The organism is Clostridium polynesiense (assembly GCF_000820705.1).
Classification (GTDB): Bacteria; Bacillota; Clostridia; order Clostridiales; family Clostridiaceae; genus Clostridium_AA; species Clostridium_AA polynesiense.
Genome location: NZ_CCXI01000066.1, coordinates 1 through 15725, shown reverse-complemented (window position 1 = coordinate 15725; position 15725 = coordinate 1). Strand labels below are relative to the sequence as shown.

Annotated in this window: 19 protein-coding genes; 16 read left to right on the top strand and 3 right to left on the bottom strand. The window is 31.8% G+C overall.

Annotation, left to right across the window (positions count from 1 at the left end):
• The 4 genes from TA89_RS06260 to scpB form a co-directional block, all read left to right on the top strand.
• Positions 1-934: thymidine phosphorylase (locus TA89_RS06260; protein WP_040211841.1), on the top strand; the 934-nt coding region annotated here is incomplete at its 5' end.
• A gap of 98 nt (positions 935-1032) precedes the next feature.
• Positions 1033-2190, top strand: a complete 1158-nt coding sequence (locus TA89_RS06255) for a D-alanyl-D-alanine carboxypeptidase family protein (protein WP_040211838.1) — start codon at positions 1033-1035, stop codon at positions 2188-2190.
• 90 nt (positions 2191-2280) lie between these two features.
• The gene (locus tag TA89_RS06250; RefSeq protein ID WP_040211837.1) at positions 2281-3018 is read left to right on the top strand and encodes a segregation/condensation protein A; all 738 of its coding nucleotides are present in this window, start codon (positions 2281-2283) and stop codon (positions 3016-3018) included.
• Positions 3011-3628 (top strand): SMC-Scp complex subunit ScpB, encoded by a 618-nt coding sequence (scpB, locus tag TA89_RS06245; RefSeq protein ID WP_040211836.1) that lies wholly within the window; start codon positions 3011-3013, stop codon positions 3626-3628. Before TA89_RS06250 ends, scpB begins: the two co-directional genes overlap by 8 nt.
• 14 nt (positions 3629-3642) lie before the next feature.
• Here the strand turns inward: scpB and ytfJ are convergent, their stop codons facing one another.
• A complete protein-coding gene (gene ytfJ, locus TA89_RS06240; RefSeq protein ID WP_052447342.1) occupies positions 3643-4026 on the bottom strand; it encodes a GerW family sporulation protein in 384 nt (127 codons plus the stop codon).
• 15 nt (positions 4027-4041) lie between these two features.
• A complete protein-coding gene (locus TA89_RS06235) occupies positions 4042-4554 on the bottom strand; it encodes a DUF2953 domain-containing protein (RefSeq protein WP_040211833.1) in 513 nt (170 codons plus the stop codon).
• Between the two features lie 84 nt (positions 4555-4638).
• Between TA89_RS06235 and TA89_RS06230 the strand changes: the two genes are divergently transcribed.
• From TA89_RS06230 to TA89_RS06195, 9 genes are all read left to right on the top strand, one after another.
• Positions 4639-5676 (top strand): D-alanyl-D-alanine carboxypeptidase family protein, encoded by a 1038-nt coding sequence (locus tag TA89_RS06230; protein WP_040211831.1) that lies wholly within the window; start codon positions 4639-4641, stop codon positions 5674-5676.
• Between the two features lie 120 nt (positions 5677-5796).
• The gene (locus TA89_RS06225; RefSeq protein ID WP_040211828.1) at positions 5797-6780 is read left to right on the top strand and encodes a sulfide/dihydroorotate dehydrogenase-like FAD/NAD-binding protein; all 984 of its coding nucleotides are present in this window, start codon (positions 5797-5799) and stop codon (positions 6778-6780) included.
• Positions 6777-8054, top strand: coding sequence for an FAD-dependent oxidoreductase (locus TA89_RS06220; RefSeq protein ID WP_040211826.1), 1278 nt, complete (start codon positions 6777-6779; stop codon positions 8052-8054). The genes TA89_RS06225 and TA89_RS06220 overlap by 4 nt, the downstream gene beginning before the upstream one ends.
• A 35-nt stretch (positions 8055-8089) precedes the next feature.
• Entirely contained in the window at positions 8090-8245 is a 156-nt protein-coding gene (locus tag TA89_RS18200) for a hypothetical protein (protein ID WP_156120026.1), read from the top strand.
• Positions 8246-8467: 222 nt separating this feature from the next.
• Positions 8468-9673 (top strand): ABC transporter permease, encoded by a 1206-nt coding sequence (locus TA89_RS06215; RefSeq protein ID WP_040211824.1) that lies wholly within the window; start codon positions 8468-8470, stop codon positions 9671-9673.
• A 2-nt stretch (positions 9674-9675) separates the two neighbouring features.
• The gene (locus TA89_RS06210) at positions 9676-10356 is read left to right on the top strand and encodes an ABC transporter ATP-binding protein (RefSeq protein ID WP_040211822.1); all 681 of its coding nucleotides are present in this window, start codon (positions 9676-9678) and stop codon (positions 10354-10356) included.
• Positions 10353-10754, top strand: coding sequence for a hypothetical protein (locus tag TA89_RS06205; RefSeq protein ID WP_040211821.1), 402 nt, complete (start codon positions 10353-10355; stop codon positions 10752-10754). Before TA89_RS06210 ends, TA89_RS06205 begins: the two co-directional genes overlap by 4 nt.
• A gap of 340 nt (positions 10755-11094) precedes the next feature.
• Positions 11095-11556 carry an NUDIX hydrolase gene (locus TA89_RS06200; protein ID WP_040211818.1) on the top strand — a complete coding sequence of 154 codons (462 nt, stop codon included), beginning with the start codon at positions 11095-11097 and terminating at the stop codon, positions 11554-11556.
• 4 nt (positions 11557-11560) lie between these two features.
• Positions 11561-13108 (top strand): S41 family peptidase, encoded by a 1548-nt coding sequence (locus TA89_RS06195; protein ID WP_040211817.1) that lies wholly within the window; start codon positions 11561-11563, stop codon positions 13106-13108.
• Positions 13109-13169: 61 nt separating this feature from the next.
• Here TA89_RS06195 and TA89_RS06190 read toward each other — a convergent pair whose 3' ends face one another.
• Positions 13170-13988: a TIM barrel protein gene (locus tag TA89_RS06190; protein WP_040211815.1), complete on the bottom strand. Its 819-nt coding sequence runs from the start codon at positions 13986-13988 to the stop codon at positions 13170-13172.
• Positions 13989-14151: 163 nt separating this feature from the next.
• Between TA89_RS06190 and TA89_RS06185 the strand changes: the two genes are divergently transcribed.
• The 3 genes from TA89_RS06185 to TA89_RS06175 all read left to right on the top strand — a co-directional run.
• Complete coding sequence (locus TA89_RS06185) at positions 14152-14862, top strand: pseudouridine synthase (protein ID WP_040211813.1); 711 nt, start codon at positions 14152-14154, stop codon at positions 14860-14862.
• Positions 14863-14875: 13 nt separating this feature from the next.
• Positions 14876-15424 carry a tRNA 5-(aminomethyl)-2-thiouridylate-methyltransferase MnmM gene (mnmM, locus tag TA89_RS06180; protein ID WP_040211812.1) on the top strand — a complete coding sequence of 183 codons (549 nt, stop codon included), beginning with the start codon at positions 14876-14878 and terminating at the stop codon, positions 15422-15424.
• A gap of 102 nt (positions 15425-15526) precedes the next feature.
• The coding region (locus TA89_RS06175; protein ID WP_040211810.1) for a MurR/RpiR family transcriptional regulator at positions 15527-15725 on the top strand (199 nt) is incomplete at its 3' end.

Below are 15725 nucleotides of genomic sequence, written 5' to 3'. Positions count from 1 at the left end.
TGAATCATTTAATGGATTTTCTGTAGAAATGACTGAAGATAGATTTATAGAAAACGTCAATAGAATCAAACTAGCGGTAGTTGGTCAAACTGGAGATTTAGCACCTGCAGATAAAAAACTATATGCTCTGAGGGATGTAACAGGCACTGTTGACAATGTTTCCTTAATAGCTTCAAGCATAATGAGTAAGAAGATTGCTGCAGGAGCAGATGCTATTGTATTAGATGTAAAAATAGGAAGCGGAGCATTCATGAAGAATAAAGAAGATGCTTTCACTCTTGCTACTGAAATGGTAGAGATAGGAAAGAGGATAGGAAGAAATACAAAAGCTGTAATTTCCGATATGGATCAGCCTTTAGGATTTGCTGTGGGTAATGCTTTGGAGGTTAAGGAAGCTATTGATACCTTAAAAGGAGAGGGACCACAGGACTTATTAGAGCTTTGTCTTGAGCTGGGATCTAATATGCTTATATTAGCAGATAAAGCTAAAAGTAAAGAAGAAGCTAGAGAAATGCTTATTAACACAATCAAAACCGGTAGGGCTTTAGATAAATTAAAAGAGTTCATAGGCGCTCAAGGAGGAGATACCTCCTCTATAGATAACACTGATCTGCTTCCAAAAGCAAAGTATGTTATTCCTGTATTATCTCATAAAGATGGTTATGTTCATAAGATACATGCAGAAAATATAGGTTTAGCAGCTATGGAGTTAGGTGCTGGAAGGGCAACCAAAGAAAGTATAATAGATTTAGCTGTAGGTATTATACTAAATAAGAAAAGAGGAGATGCTGTAAAATCCGGAGAGGTTATTGCTTATATCCATTCTAATGACGAAAGCAACATAGAAAAATGCAAGGAAAAGATATTGGATAACTATACTATTCTTGAGGAAAAGCCGGAAGAACTTCCATTAATATACGGAGTTGTAGAATAGTTAAATATAAATATTAAATAACCCTGCTAACAGGGTTATTTTTTTTGATAAATAATTTATTTTTGGTAAAAATACATTTGAAGGGAGGAATATCATTTATGAAAATAAAAAGATTATTAATTACACTTGTACTTTTGATTGTATTTTTACCTCCACTGATTTATACAAAGGCAGAGGGAGAAAACATCAATGTGGAAGCAAAATCTGCAATATTAATGGAAGCAGGAAGCGGTAAAATCTTATTTGAAGAAAATCCTCATGAAAAATTTGCACCTGCTTCGGTAACAAAGATTATGACTATGCTCTTAGCTATGGAGGCAGTAGACAGCGGGAAGATTAAGCTTTCAGATAAGATTACTGCCAGTGAAAACGCCAAAAAAATGGGCGGAAGTACTATGCTTTTAGATACCGGTGAAGTCAGAACCGTAGAGGAGATTTTGAAAGGGATTGCCATCGCTTCAGGCAATGATGCAGCGGTAGCCATGGCTGAATATTTAGGAGGCACTGAGGAAGCCTTCGTTAAAATGATGAATGATAAAGCTGCTGAACTTGGAATGAAGAATACTTCTTTTAAAAACTGTACAGGATTATCCAGTAATGGACACGCGACTACTGCTTATGACATAGCTTTAATGTCCAGAGAACTATTAAAGCACCCTCAGGTGCTAAAGTATACGGGTACCTATATGGAAACTATTTCTGAAGGAAGAAAGAGTCCAATAGGATTAGTTAATCATAACAAACTGGTAAGATTCTTTAAAGGATGTGACGGACTTAAAACAGGCTTTACTGAGGAGGCAAAATACTGCATATCCGCTACTGCGGTAAGAGATGGAGTAAGGGTTCTTTCTGTAATAATGGGAGCTCCTACTTTTAAAATTAGAAACAGAGATGCAAGTATGCTTATGAACTACGGATTTTCTAAATTTGAAAGCAGAAAGGTATTGTCAAAAGACCAAGAGGTAGAAAAAGTAGATTTAAATAAACAGGGAGATAGATTTTTCATTGCTAAGGCTTTAAATGATCTTTCCGTTACTGTTGAAAGGGGAGAAAATAAAGCTGTAACCAGTAAAGTAACTATAAATAAGGATAAAAAGGAATATAAGGCGGGAGAAATAGTAGGAACCTGTGATTATTACATAAACGATACAAAAATCGGTTCTGTAGAACTTTATTCTGACAGGGATGTAAAGAAATCAGGAATACTTAATAATATGAAATCTAATTTAAAAGGTCTCTTTAAAAATGGAGTTTAAAATAAAGCAGGAATGCTCCTGCTTTATTTTATTGATTATAAAAAAATAAACTGATATTATTAATGGTAGCGAAGGAAATAGGGGGATATAATGACTCAATTAAGTTTTAAAATTAATAATTTTCAGGGGCCTTTTGATCTTTTACTTCATTTAATACAAAAAAATGAGATGGAAATATATGATATTAATTTGTCTGAAATAACCTCTCAATACCTATCCTACTTAGAGGATATGAAAGAGCTGGATCTTGAGATAACTTCCGAATTTATTGTAATCGCTGCTACATTAATAGAAATTAAGTCAAGAGAGCTTCTGCCTAAGGTGCAGAAGGAGCAGGAAGAGGAAGAGGATCCTGCCATGCTTCTTAAGAAGAGGCTGTTGGAGTACAAAAAAATTAAAGCAGGTGCAGAATTTTTAAAAAGCAGAAAGTTGTATTCAGGTACAGTCTTTGCAAAAAAACCTGAAGTTATTGATGATAAAAAGGATTATAAAGAATTGTTCATAAATATTACAATGCTGGACTTATATAATATTTACATGAAGCTTATTGAAAATTTTAATAATAAGCATAACAAAGAAGAACTTATAAGCGAAAAGATAACTATAGACACATATAAAATCGAAGATAAATTTGAATATATCAAAAAAATAATGGACACAGAAAAAACCATTGAGTTTTATACTTTAATGAATGAATGTGAATGCAAACTGGAGGTAGTAGTAACATTTTTGGCTTTATTGGAGCTTACAAAGCAGAGAATTATATCCATTAGACAGGAGGCTAACTTCAACAAGATATTAATTGAAAGGATAGTATTAGATGAATAGTTTAGAATTTGAACAGTACGAATTTAAAGAAGTGTCTAATAAAGACAGCTTGATTTCTATTATAGAGTCTCTTTTATTTGTAAGTGGAGAACCTCTATCTATTAAGGAAATCTGCTCAACTATACAGTGCTCTCCGGAGTATGCTAAAGAGTTAATAGGCTGTCTATCTATGGACTATGAAAGCAGCAGAAGAGGTATAAAGCTTATAAATATTAATAATAATTATCAGCTGGTTACTAAGCCTCAAAACAGTGATTTTATTCAGGAACTTTTAAAAACAAGTACCAGGCAGTATCTATCTCAGGCCTCTTTAGAGACTCTATCCATAGTAGCTTATAAACAGCCCATAACAAGAATAGATATTGATGAAATAAGAGGTGTTAAAAGCGATAGTGCTGTACAGAATCTGTTAGAAAAAGGTTTAATTAAAGAAAGAGGAAGGCTGGATGTTCCTGGAAGACCAATTTTATATATAACAACTGAAGAATTTTTAAGACAATTTGGTTTAGATAATTTAAGTTCTCTTCCTGCTTTAGAAGAACTTATGAAAGATAATAATGAAGAAGCGGCAATAGGTGATTTAAGCCATGAAAAAAGTCCTATAGAATAACTATAGGACTTCTTTTATGGTGTATTTTTGACCTTAAACATATCCATAATTTGTGGTATGCTGTCTACAATTCTATCGTAGGTGTTAGGCTGATCTAAAGGAAATAATCGTATATTATCATTTTTTATAACTAAAAAAGCTACAGGTCTTATAGTTATACCAGCTCCTGAACCGCCGCCAAAGGGCAATTCTTTATTTTCAACTCTGAATTCCTTACCTTGAAACTCACTTCCTCCAGATGCAAATCCAAAGGATACTCTGGAAATTGGAACTATTGTACTGCCATCTTTGCATTCAATAGCATCTCCGACGATAGTATTAACATCTATGATATCTTTTATGTTCTCCAGTGTGCTTTTCATTAGTTTTTCAATTGGATGACTTTCTCCTATATTCATACTCAATTTATAAAATCACCTCCATATTTTATAAGTAATAATAAGCATATATATAATTTTAACTAAATTAACCTTAATTATACTTTTAATATTAAAGGTAGCGAAGCTGCGGTTTTTAAATACAGGATTTACATGTATTTTAAGGTTTGTAATAGAGAAAAATATATTTATTAACCTTTGAAAACCTGGGATTAAGCAGTTAGAGAATCCGTAAAGCAAAGCTGTATGGGCGGAATCTTCAAGGCTGAAGTCTGCTGCAAAAAAAAGGCTCAACCTCGGTTTAAAGGGGTTGTTATCTAAAATCTTAATTAAGTTCATTATTGATGCAGCCTCGATTTTTTTATCCTGTGAAGCTTCGGTTTTATTATTTTTTTTAAGTTTGTTATATATCTTTGTGTAGTTTATACTGTGACGGAAAATAAATACCTCCAAGCCTGATATTTTATCGTAATATACATTAAGTGTTATTTTTAGAGGAAAGAACAAAATAAAAAATAATAAAAAGATGGTAAATATGATAATGTGCATATATTTCCTCCTTTACTTAACATTGATAGTATTTCCATTAAATTTTCATATTATTCCAATATTGAATTAAAAAGAGGTGATTATATGAAAAGTAAAATACTGATGACGGTTTTAGTTTTTTTAATGCTGTCATACAAGACTTCCTATGCAGCGCCTCTACCTGTAAATGCTGTATCTGCCATAGCTGTTGACTGTAAATCAAAGGTTATTTTATTTGAGAAAAATCCCCATATTCCTATTCCTATGGCAAGCACCACAAAAATCGTAACAGCTCTAATAGCTTTGAATTATGGGAATTTAGATAATAAATTTGCTGTAAGTAAAAATGCATCAGGTATTAAAGGCTCAAAAGTAGGTTACAGACCTTCAGAAGAAATAACAGTGAAAGAGCTGACTTATGGATTAATGATGAGATCCGGAAACGATGCTGCAATAGCGCTTGCAGAGGGAATAAGCGGAAGTGTGGAGAATTTTTCTAAGGTAATGAATGAATACGCAAAAGAAATGGGATTATTAAACACATCCTTTGAAACTCCCCACGGACTTGATAAGGATAATCACTTTTCTTCTGCCTATGATTTAGCATTAGCCACTATAAAAGCTAAAGAGAATTCTGAGTTTAATAAGATTGTTTCATCAAAGGATATTAAAAAAGAAGAAATGGGCTTTACGAGAGATTATCACAATATAAATAAAATATTATGGAGGAGTGAGGAAGCAGACGGAGTAAAGACGGGGTATACAGGAAAGGCCGGTAAATGCTTAGTAAGCTCATTTAAAAAAGATGAAAGAGAAATAATTATAGTTTTATTAAACAGCAGTAATAGGTTTGATGAAACCATGAAGGTATATAAGTATGTTAATAATGAATATGAATATAAAAAACTATATTCAATGGATGATATAGTGCATGAAGTGAAGTGGGGCAGCAAAGTATACTGCCTTGGATTTAAAAGGGATATAATTCTTCCTGTTAGAAAAGGAAGTAATATTGAGGTGAAATTTACTGTTAATAATATTCCGAAAAAAATTGAAAAGGATGCTTATATAGGTAAAGCAGAATTTATTTCAAATAATTCCGTTATATACTGGGAACCCCTTAAATTTATAGAATACAAATAATAATTATCTTGAACAAAAAGCTCATTTTGAGCTTTTTTATTTTATCTGTAACAAAATCATAGATTTAAAATAACCTATTATTAAGCAAAGCATAACTCAGGTCAGAAAGGTGGTTAAATTTTGAATTATGAAGTGCGCAACTGTATAGATGCGGGAACTGAATATTGTCCATGTCACCTGGCAGCAGCTAATGAATGTATAATATGCTCACAGCTATCGGGAAAATCCTTTTGTGATTGCATAAACTGGAAGGGAACTTGTATATTACAGGAATATAAATCAAACGGGAATACACCGAAGGCACAAAGAAAATCGTATAATTCTCAAATAGAAGAAAAGCAGTTATTAGAGAAAAATATACTAAAGCTGAAAATAAAAGTTCCACGAAAGCTAGCTCAAGATTTAGCATGTCCAGGAAGTTATATCTTTATCAGAAAAACTAACACTATGCAGTTTTATGATACTCCTATATCTATCATGCATGTAGATTTAGATAACAATATAATAAGTGTAGCAATAGAGATAAGAGGCATTAAAACCAAAACCATCTTAGATTTAAATAAAGGAGATAAGATATTGGTCAGAGGACCTTTCTGGAATGGGATATTTGGACTAAAAAATATATATCAGTGCAGAAATTCTAAGGCTGTTATTGCTGCAAGAGGAATAGGATTAGCTCCTATGGTGCCGGTAATTGAAAAATTAATTGCAAATAATAATGAGATTGTTCTGATTATAGATAAAACACCTTTTTCAGAAATAATGTCTGAAGAATATATTAAAGAATTTAACTTAGATATTCAGTACATGAAGATAATTGAAAAAGGAGATTTAACAGAAGTCTTCAAATCCTATGTAAACAGCTTGATAAAGGAAAGAAGCTTCAGCCTACTTCACTGCTCCGGAGCTGATATTTTATCCTATAAGGCAACAAAGGAATTTCAGGATAAGATAAAGCTTTCCTGCTGCAATAATGCAAAAATGTGCTGCGGTGAAGGGGTTTGCGGAAGCTGCAGCAGCAGATACAAAGGACATGTGGTTAAAAGGCTGTGCAAAATTCAATGTGAGCCTAACAATTTATTCGAAGGGAGAAGGCTTATATGAAGGTAGTTATTATAGGAGGAGGATGGGCAGGCTGTTCTGCAGCTATTACCGCCAAAAAAGCCGGAGCAGAGGTTCATCTTTATGAAAGGACTGATTTACTCTTAGGCTTAGGAAATGTAGGGGGAATAATGAGAAACAACGGAAGGTTCACTGCAGCGGAGGAATTGATAGAAATGGGAGCAGGAGAGCTTATAGGGATAACTGATGAGCTTAGCAGGCATAAGAATATAGATTTTCCAGGACATAAGCACGCCTGGCTCTATGACGTAAATAAAATAGAGCCAGTAGTGAAAGACCTTCTGCAGGACATGGGTATAAATATTCATCTCGTTGCCAGAGTAACGGATGTGATGCTGGAAAATCATCAGATAAAGGGGATATATATAGAAAATGAAGAGCTTGTAGAGGGTGATGTTTTTATTGAAACCACAGGCTCCACTGGACCTATGGGGAACTGTTTAAAATATGGCAATGGCTGCGCTATGTGCATACTGAGGTGTCCTGCCTTTGGCCCAAGAGTGAGCTTAAGTGCCAGAGCAGGTATTGAGGATTTTCAGGGAGAAAGAGAGGATGGATCTCTGGGAGCCTTCAGCGGTTCCTGCAAGCTAAGTAAAGAAAGCCTCTCTCAGGAGATTAAGGAAAAGCTTGATAAAGAGGGAGTAGTAATAATTAATATACCTCCTGAGGATGTAAATATAGATAAGCTTAAGTCTAAGGTATGCCAGCAATATGCTCTAAAGGAGTTTGCTGAAAACATCATACTATTAGATACAGGAAGTGCTAAGCTTATGACTACCTATTATCCTCTGGAAAAGCTCAGAAAGCTTAAGGGCTTGGAAAAAGCAAAGTATATAGATCCCTATGCAGGGGGAAAAGGAAACTCTATAAGATATCTTTCTATGGCTCCCCGTACAGATGATATGAAGGTTAAGGGCATTGACAATATGTTCTGTGCAGGAGAAAAATCAGGATTATTTGTAGGACATACAGAAGCCATAGCCACAGGAGCTTTAGCAGGACATAATGCAGTAAGATATGCATTAGGAATTCCTCTTTTAATACTTCCAAGCAGTACAGCAATAGGAGATATCATTTCCTATGCAAACTATAAGCTTCTTTCAAGAAAGGGCAGAAAAAACAGATACACCTTTGCAGGAGCAGAGTATTTTGAAAGGATGAATAAATTAGGTCTTTATACTACAAATATTGAGGAGATAAAAAATAGAGTAAGAAAGCTTAATTTGAACGATATACTATCTCAAAAATTGATATAAAAAATTAACATAAGAATAAAGAAGGAGGTACTGATATGTCAAGAAGATGCTGCAGAAGCTACAGAAGATATGATAACTGCTGTAATTACGGCAATAATTGGGGTTCAAATTGTGGTTTTGGATTTAATAGCTGTGGAGGAGGCTTCAATGATTCATCCTGGCTTATATTGCTGCTGTTACTTTGCAGATAATAATTAAAGATTAGAAAGAACGATTAAAAATATTAAAGACTATACTAAAATTAATTAGTATAGTCTTTAATATTTAATTCTAAGAGATTTTGAGTATTAAATTGTAATCATAACCCTTCTGCTTATTATATTTGCTTCATTATTAGGAATAGTATTTGCAGTTATATCCACTGTAGGGATTATGAATAAGGAACCTGCTGAAATAATTAGGGAGAGATGATTATGATTAATATCAAATATGCTGTATTACAGCTTATTAGAAGAATATCCACAACCTTTTTTATAATCCTTCAGATATCACTGGCGTTCTTTTTAATGTTCAGCGTAATTGAAGTGAAAAACTCTTCAGGTAAAATCTTAAAAGCAATAGAAAGATTGTATAATGATAGCAGCGATATGTTTACAATATTCGATTTAGATAGAAGGAATAACGAAAATCCTGAAAGAAAAAAAGATATTTTTAAGTATCTGGATGAAAATAATTATAAACACATTATTAGCGATAAAGGATTTATATATATAGATAAAAATAGTAATATTAAAAATCTAAAGGAGATATTTCTGCCGTCAATGTTCAGTAATGAGTATTATGACGGTAAGAAAGTGGAATTGGATTATAACGGTTATAAATATTTTAGACTTGAAATCATGGAAGGAAGAGGTTTTGAAGAAAGTGATTTTAATAAAATTGAAGATGAATATGTTCCTGTAATTATAGGGAATAAATTGTCTAAGAATTTTAAGGTAGGAGATGTTTTTCTAGCACTGGATAAAGATATGAAAAGTAATAAGAGTTTCAAGGTAGTTGGAATACTAAAGGATAATTTATCCCTTCTATCACCGGCAGGAGAATACGATATTGTTGATATAGAAGATTATTTTATAATTCCTAAAAGAGAATATAAACCCTTTGAAATATTTGACGGCAAAATTTTTTTTGGTAGAAAATCCTCAAATTTAAATAACTTTAAGGATAGAATTGAGCAGAATTTCGGTGATATGAATGTTTCGGTGCAGGTAAATTTAGTAGATGAAAATCTGAAAAATATAGAAAAAGCTTTAAATACTCAAAAAAGTATAAATTTTATAACCTTTATTGTAGTGCTTCTTTTTTCTTCCGTAGGATTTATATCCTCACTTTTATATTCCATAAATAAACGTCTTTCAGAATTTGGAGTGCATTTAATGGCGGGAGGAACCTTAATGGATATTGGGAAAAGGATTTTTGCAGAGGTTATCATTCAAATATCAATAAGCTTTATACTAGCATATAGATTCAGAATATATTATCTTCCGTATAAAATGGCTATAAAAGACTTATATGATGCAATTATATATGCCGGAGTTATATGCTTATTAATATCCATAATTCCTGTAAGGAACGTTCTAACCATCAATATAGATCAATTGCTGAAGGGGCGTGAATAGTGATGATAACCTTAAAAAACCTATCAAAAACCTATAACACAGGAAAAATTGAAGTAAAAGCTTTAAAAAACATAAATATACATATTGACAAGGGAGAATTCATTGCCATAGTAGGGACTTCAGGTTCAGGGAAATCTACTTTATTAAATATACTAGGATTATTGGATAAGTGCAGTGAAGGAGTTTATACACTAAATGGACAAGATGTAAGTTCTCTTAAGGATAAAGAAAAGGCAAAGCTGAGAAATAAAAACTTTGGTTTTGTAGTGCAATATTTTGCTCTGATAAATGATTATACTGCCTTTGAAAATATTGAAATCCCTTTAGAGTATGGAAAGATAAAAAAATCAAAGAGGAAAGAGTTAATCCGAGGAATCTTAAAAAGTCTGGATATATCTGATAAGGCAAGAGTGAGTCCTAAGGAATTATCAGGGGGGCAAAACCAAAGGGTAGCTATTGCAAGAGCTTTAGTAAATAATCCTGATATTATACTGGCAGATGAACCTACAGGAGCTTTGGATTCAAAAACCTCTAAGGAGGTAATGAATATATTTAAAGAGCTAAATAAAGAAGGAAAAACTATCATAGTAGTAACACATGATAGAGATATAGCAAGCTGTTGTAAGAGGATTATAAGCATTGAGGATGGAGAATTAGTAAGTGATGTGAGGGGTATTAAATGAGATACAAAAAGAATATTTTAATTTTAGTTATATTAATCATAGGGGCAGTAGGTATATGGATTTATGTAAAAAATAATAATAGTAGTGATATGGGAGGAGAAAGTGCTTCAGGAGGCACTATATATAATAAATCCGTTACAATTACCGCGGATAAGAAATTTAAATATTCAAAGCTTAAATTATCCTTAAAAAACATGGAATCGAAAGAGGAGCTACATTACAAAGTAACGGATCCTAATAATAAAGTGATCCTGCAAGGAACAGTTAAAGGGGGTGGAGAGTTTAAATCCCAAGAAATCATCGGTCCATGGATAAAAGGGGACTGGCATATAGAATTTAATAAGAATGATAATATTATATATGATTTTAATTATTCCTTAAAATTTACTAACAAGTAAACCTTAAGGTTTAAATAAAAAGGTCCGGATTTTCCGGGCCTTTTTATTGGATTCATATAATTATTTTAAAAGCAGTGCATCTTTTTCAAGGATAGGATTTAGTATTTAATGTATCCTTTTATACATAATTAACAATCCCTTATTAAGTTAGGTATGATAAGTTTACGTATTGTTATTAATGGCAGAATAGTATATTACAATAGAAAATCTCATTGTTATAAACACATACTGTTACTATATATAAACTAACATATATAATAAATACAAAATATAGAATTTAGTGTAAAATGTTATTATGTCCCTTTAGGAAAATAAAATGATTTTAGTAGGAGGGAAAAGGGTGGTTAAAATAAATTTTTACCGATTAAATGAAATTGAGGATAATAAGATAGCATTTGTGGTTATAATGAGCAGATTTAAAGAAAAGTGGATTTATGTAAAGCATAAGAATAGATGTACCTGGGAAATTCCAGGAGGACATAGGGAAGATAATGAAAGTTTAGAGGCTGCTGCTGCAAGAGAACTATTTGAAGAAACAGGCGCAGTGAAGTTTAAATTGAATCCCCTATGTGTCTATGCGGTACAAAAGGAGCAAGCGCTAAATTATACTGAATCCTTTGGAGAACTTTTTTATGCTGAAATAGATGAACTGGATAAACTTCCTGAATATGAGATAGAAAAAATAGATTTACTTAACGATATTCCTAAAGAGCTGACTTATCCATTAATTCAGCCATTTTTACATAGGAAAGCTGAAGAAAGAATTAAAATTCCATTAATGGATAAAAAATCTATGGAGTGAAGTTATGAAAAGAAAAAAATTGTTTTTAGGATTAATACTGTTTATTCTAGTATGTATTAGTACAATAACACTGATTAAATATATCAGTTATAATAATTGTAAAATTTTATTTAAAAAGATTGGAAAAGAAGATACTCAATATGAAAATAATCTTATAGATTTAACTAATTATATGTATAAACATAATCCGCTGGAGCTAGGAATATCTCAAAATGATTTGAGCTATATTTATTCCGTTACAGATAAAAATAGCTTTCTTAACAATAATAATAAAATAGAATTAGACAAAAGGGATGCAATATCTGATATTAATTTCTTGTTTAATCTATTTAAATATTCCTATGCAGGTTATTCTTATTTTGGTGGAGATACTGTGTTCGAAAACTCTAAGGAAAGCATTATTAAAGCTATAAAAGCTTATCCTGGTGAAAAGATAAGCTCAATTGAAGTGGAAAATATATTAAAGTTGAATACTATATTTATTCAAGATGGTCATTTTGCTATTAATGGACACATCCTACTTGATTCATACCTTTACTATAGTAATGATGATATTTCTGTGTATAAATCATCCAGCAGCTATTACTTAATTGAGAATAGTGAGAGATTTAACATTAAAAGTATCAATGATGATACAGATGTAGGTAGTTATTTAAAATTATCTATAAATTCTAAAGGACAGCTTTGCTATAATATTGGTATTTTGAATAAATTAAATTTTTCTACTAAAATAAAAGTAACATTACAGTCAAAAGGTGAAGAAATTATAAAATACATAGATCTTCAAAAAAATTCTTCTAAAATATCCTATGATGATAAAAGCGGTTATAAGTATTTTATAAAAAACCGTATTCCAATCCTTACAATGGGCAGAATGTATGATGCTGATATAAATGATAAATCCACGGAGCTATTTGCCAAATCTGCTATGGAGTTAAAAGATGAAGGGATAATAGTAATAGATATTCGTGGAAATAGTGGAGGAAATGATGTTCCCGGAATTAATTGGTTTAAAAATTTTACCGGTGAAGTTCCTCAGGTAGAAAGAACTTCTATACAGCTTTGTAGTCTAATTAATAATTATGTCACGAAACTTGCTGCTAAAAATATTAATTATGAAAAGCTACCGGAAGAGCTGAAAAAAGAATATAAGGAAGAAATAGAAAAAGCAAATATTGGAACTAACAAATGGTATATTTCTAAAAATGAAGAAAAAACACATAAAAATAATACTATAATATTTGCACTTATAGACAATAAAGTTGCATCCTCTGGAGAGGAGTTCTTAAATTACTTAAGGACTTTAGAAAAGGTAATACTAGTTGGAACAAATACTTCAGGAGTATTTATTTCAAATGGATATGTAAAAAGTGAATTGCCTAATTCAGGCATTGATGTCAGCTTTGGTAATACAATCAGCTTAAATAAATATTCTTCAGAGGGAAAGGGATTTCAGCCTGATATTTGGGTTAATAATGCAGATTCACTAGATAGAGTGCTAAGTTTAATCAGTAAACTGCGGATTAGCACGGACATGTTTAATAATATATAACTGTTTTGCTTTTAATTCATTTAAAGAATGAAAATAAAAAGGTCCGGATATCCCGGACCTTTTACATGGAGTCATATAGATTTTTTAATAGCAGTGAATCTTTTTCAAGGATAGGGCTTTCGCATATGATGCAGCCTTTTACATCATAATCAATCAAAGCTTTTATAAAAGCATCATATTTAAAATCACTTTCTAAAAAGGGAAGGTGATTTTTTTCTCCTTTAATGCCGTAGTTTATCCCTGAAACATGTATATGCATATCCTTCAAAGCTTTATCACCAAGATTTTCACCGATGTATTCTAAAATTCTGGCAAAGTCATCATATTCCTTTAAAGAACCGTTATTCCTTGCATGGATGTGAGAAAAATCAATGCAGGGTTCACAGAATTCTATCTCTTTGCACAGAGAAACTATTTCCTCCAGGCTTCCAAACTGAGTTGGTTTACCTGTGGTTTCTAATCTGTAGTCTACTCCAAAATCAGAAAGTCTCTGCAGATTAGCTTTTATATTGTTATAGGTGGTTTCAGGAGTATCCTGAAGATAATATCCCGGATGAAATATTAAGCTTCTGCCTTCTACCTTTTTTAAGGCTAAGGCTCCTTTTTCAATACGCTCCAGAGACTTTTCTAATTTTTCTTCTTCTGCGGCATTTAAATTAATATAATAGGAACCGTGGGCAGATAAATAAAAATCATTGGCTTTTTTAGTATTTAATACAGCTTCTTTATTTTTATCAGTGATATTGACGCTTCTCACAAAAGGGAGCTCCATGGCATCGAGATTAATGCCTTTTAAAAATTCTATTCCTGTTGCATAATTATATTTTGTAGAGGGATATCCAATTGGTATACCGGAAATTCCAAATAACAATTTATCCAATAATAGTACCTCCGATTAAATAATAAATATTAATACTATAATTTAATATTATAACATAAAAATAAAAAAGAGTAATTATACAAATAAAAATTATGTAAACTTATTGATTTTTTTTATATATCCGCTAAACTAAATATATACTTACAGGGAAAGAGTGATTGCTATGATTATGCGTCTTCAAAAGTATTTAGCACAATGTGGAGTAGCTTCAAGAAGAAAAAGTGAAGAACTTATACTTCAGGGAAGAGTTTATGTTAATGATATGCTTATTAAGGATTTAGGAGTAAAAATAGATTCTGACAATGATGAGGTAAAAGTAAATAATACTATAGTTAAGCCTGAAGAGAATAAGGTTTATATAATGCTTAATAAACCGGAAGGTTATATTACTACTTTAAAGGATGAAAAGAATAGAAAGAAGGTTGTAGATTTAATCCGTATAAAGGAAAGGATATTTCCTGTTGGAAGGTTGGATTATAATACTTCTGGACTGCTGATTTTGACAAATGATGGAGAAATATATAATAATATAATGCATCCCAGTAGGGAAATAGAAAAAACTTATATGGCCAGGGTGAAAGGAATTTTTACACGGAAAGAACTGCAAAAATTTGAAAGGGGTGTAGACATTGGTGGATATATCACCGCTCCAGCTAAAATTAAGGTTATAAAGCTTTTTGACAATGATTCTTTAGTTGAAATAAAAATTCATGAGGGAAAGAATAGACAGATAAGAAGGATGTGCGAAAAACTGAACCATAAAGTGCTGGAGCTTCAAAGGATATCCTTAGGAGAAATAGAACTGGGAGATCTTCCTAAAGGCAGCTGGAGGCATTTAAACAAAAAAGAGCTCGAGTATATATTCAGTTTGTAAAAGGAGAAGGAACATGTTTAATTATGTAGGGGATATAAGCGAACTATCGCATCATATAATAAGAAATTTTTGTATGAATAAGAACTATGCTGTGGATGCTACTTTAGGAAATGGTTACGATACGGTTTTTCTATACTCCTTATTTAAAAAGATAACAGCTTTCGATATTCAGCAGGAGGCCATTGAAAGTTTTAAAAGTAATTATGGTAATAATGATACGGTAGACTTAATATGTGACTCACACAGCAATATCGATAAATATATAAAAGAGAAGGCGGATTGTATAATGTATAATCTAGGGTATTGGCCTGGCGGTAATAAAGATATTACCACTATGGCTTATTCAACCCTTGAAAGCCTAAAAAAAGCTTTAATTTTATTAAATTCAGGGGGGATAATTTCAATAGCTATGTATGTAGGACATAATGAAGGAGAAAAAGAAGAAGCTTTCATTATGGATTTTGTGGAAAATCTTCCAAAGAATATTTATGGTGTAATGTTACATAAATATCTTAATAGGTCTAAGATTTCACCACGTTTAATAATTATTGAGAAAAAATAAAAGGAAACTTTTAACAAATATATGAAAGAAATATTGAAAAAAATTTCAGATAATGATAAAATGAAATAAATATTTCATTTTATCGGGGGTATAGAAGGATAAATGCATAATAATGAAGATTTAATGAGAACTATACAGGTAAAGTTTCCAAGATTAAGTAAAGGGCAAAAGTTAATTGCTGAGTATATTTTAAAACACTATGATAAAGCGGCTTTTATGACCGCAGCAAAATTAGGAGTTAGTGTTGGTGTTAGCGAATCAACTGTAGTTAGGTTTGCAAATGAGCTTGGCTTCAGCGGAT

Excerpts from the sequence above, each read along its gene's own strand:
- TA89_RS18200 (WP_156120026.1), top strand. The coding sequence starts at position 8,090 with ATGTCAAGAAGATGCTGCAGAAGCTACAGAAGATATGATAACTGCTGT.
- scpB (WP_040211836.1), top strand. The coding sequence starts at position 3,011 with ATGAATAGTTTAGAATTTGAACAGTACGAATTTAAAGAAGTGTCTAAT.
- TA89_RS06235 (WP_040211833.1), bottom strand. The coding sequence starts at position 4,554 with ATGCACATTATCATATTTACCATCTTTTTATTATTTTTTATTTTGTTC.
- TA89_RS06210 (WP_040211822.1), top strand. The coding sequence starts at position 9,676 with ATGATAACCTTAAAAAACCTATCAAAAACCTATAACACAGGAAAAATT.
- TA89_RS06255 (WP_040211838.1), top strand. The coding sequence starts at position 1,033 with ATGAAAATAAAAAGATTATTAATTACACTTGTACTTTTGATTGTATTT.
- TA89_RS06215 (WP_040211824.1), top strand. The coding sequence starts at position 8,468 with ATGATTAATATCAAATATGCTGTATTACAGCTTATTAGAAGAATATCC.
- TA89_RS06250 (WP_040211837.1), top strand. The coding sequence starts at position 2,281 with ATGACTCAATTAAGTTTTAAAATTAATAATTTTCAGGGGCCTTTTGAT.
- TA89_RS06185 (WP_040211813.1), top strand. The coding sequence starts at position 14,152 with ATGATTATGCGTCTTCAAAAGTATTTAGCACAATGTGGAGTAGCTTCA.
- TA89_RS06195 (WP_040211817.1), top strand. The coding sequence starts at position 11,561 with ATGAAAAGAAAAAAATTGTTTTTAGGATTAATACTGTTTATTCTAGTA.
- ytfJ (WP_052447342.1), bottom strand. The coding sequence starts at position 4,026 with ATGAATATAGGAGAAAGTCATCCAATTGAAAAACTAATGAAAAGCACA.
- TA89_RS06220 (WP_040211826.1), top strand. The coding sequence starts at position 6,777 with ATGAAGGTAGTTATTATAGGAGGAGGATGGGCAGGCTGTTCTGCAGCT.
- mnmM (WP_040211812.1), top strand. The coding sequence starts at position 14,876 with ATGTTTAATTATGTAGGGGATATAAGCGAACTATCGCATCATATAATA.
- TA89_RS06230 (WP_040211831.1), top strand. The coding sequence starts at position 4,639 with ATGAAAAGTAAAATACTGATGACGGTTTTAGTTTTTTTAATGCTGTCA.
- TA89_RS06205 (WP_040211821.1), top strand. The coding sequence starts at position 10,353 with ATGAGATACAAAAAGAATATTTTAATTTTAGTTATATTAATCATAGGG.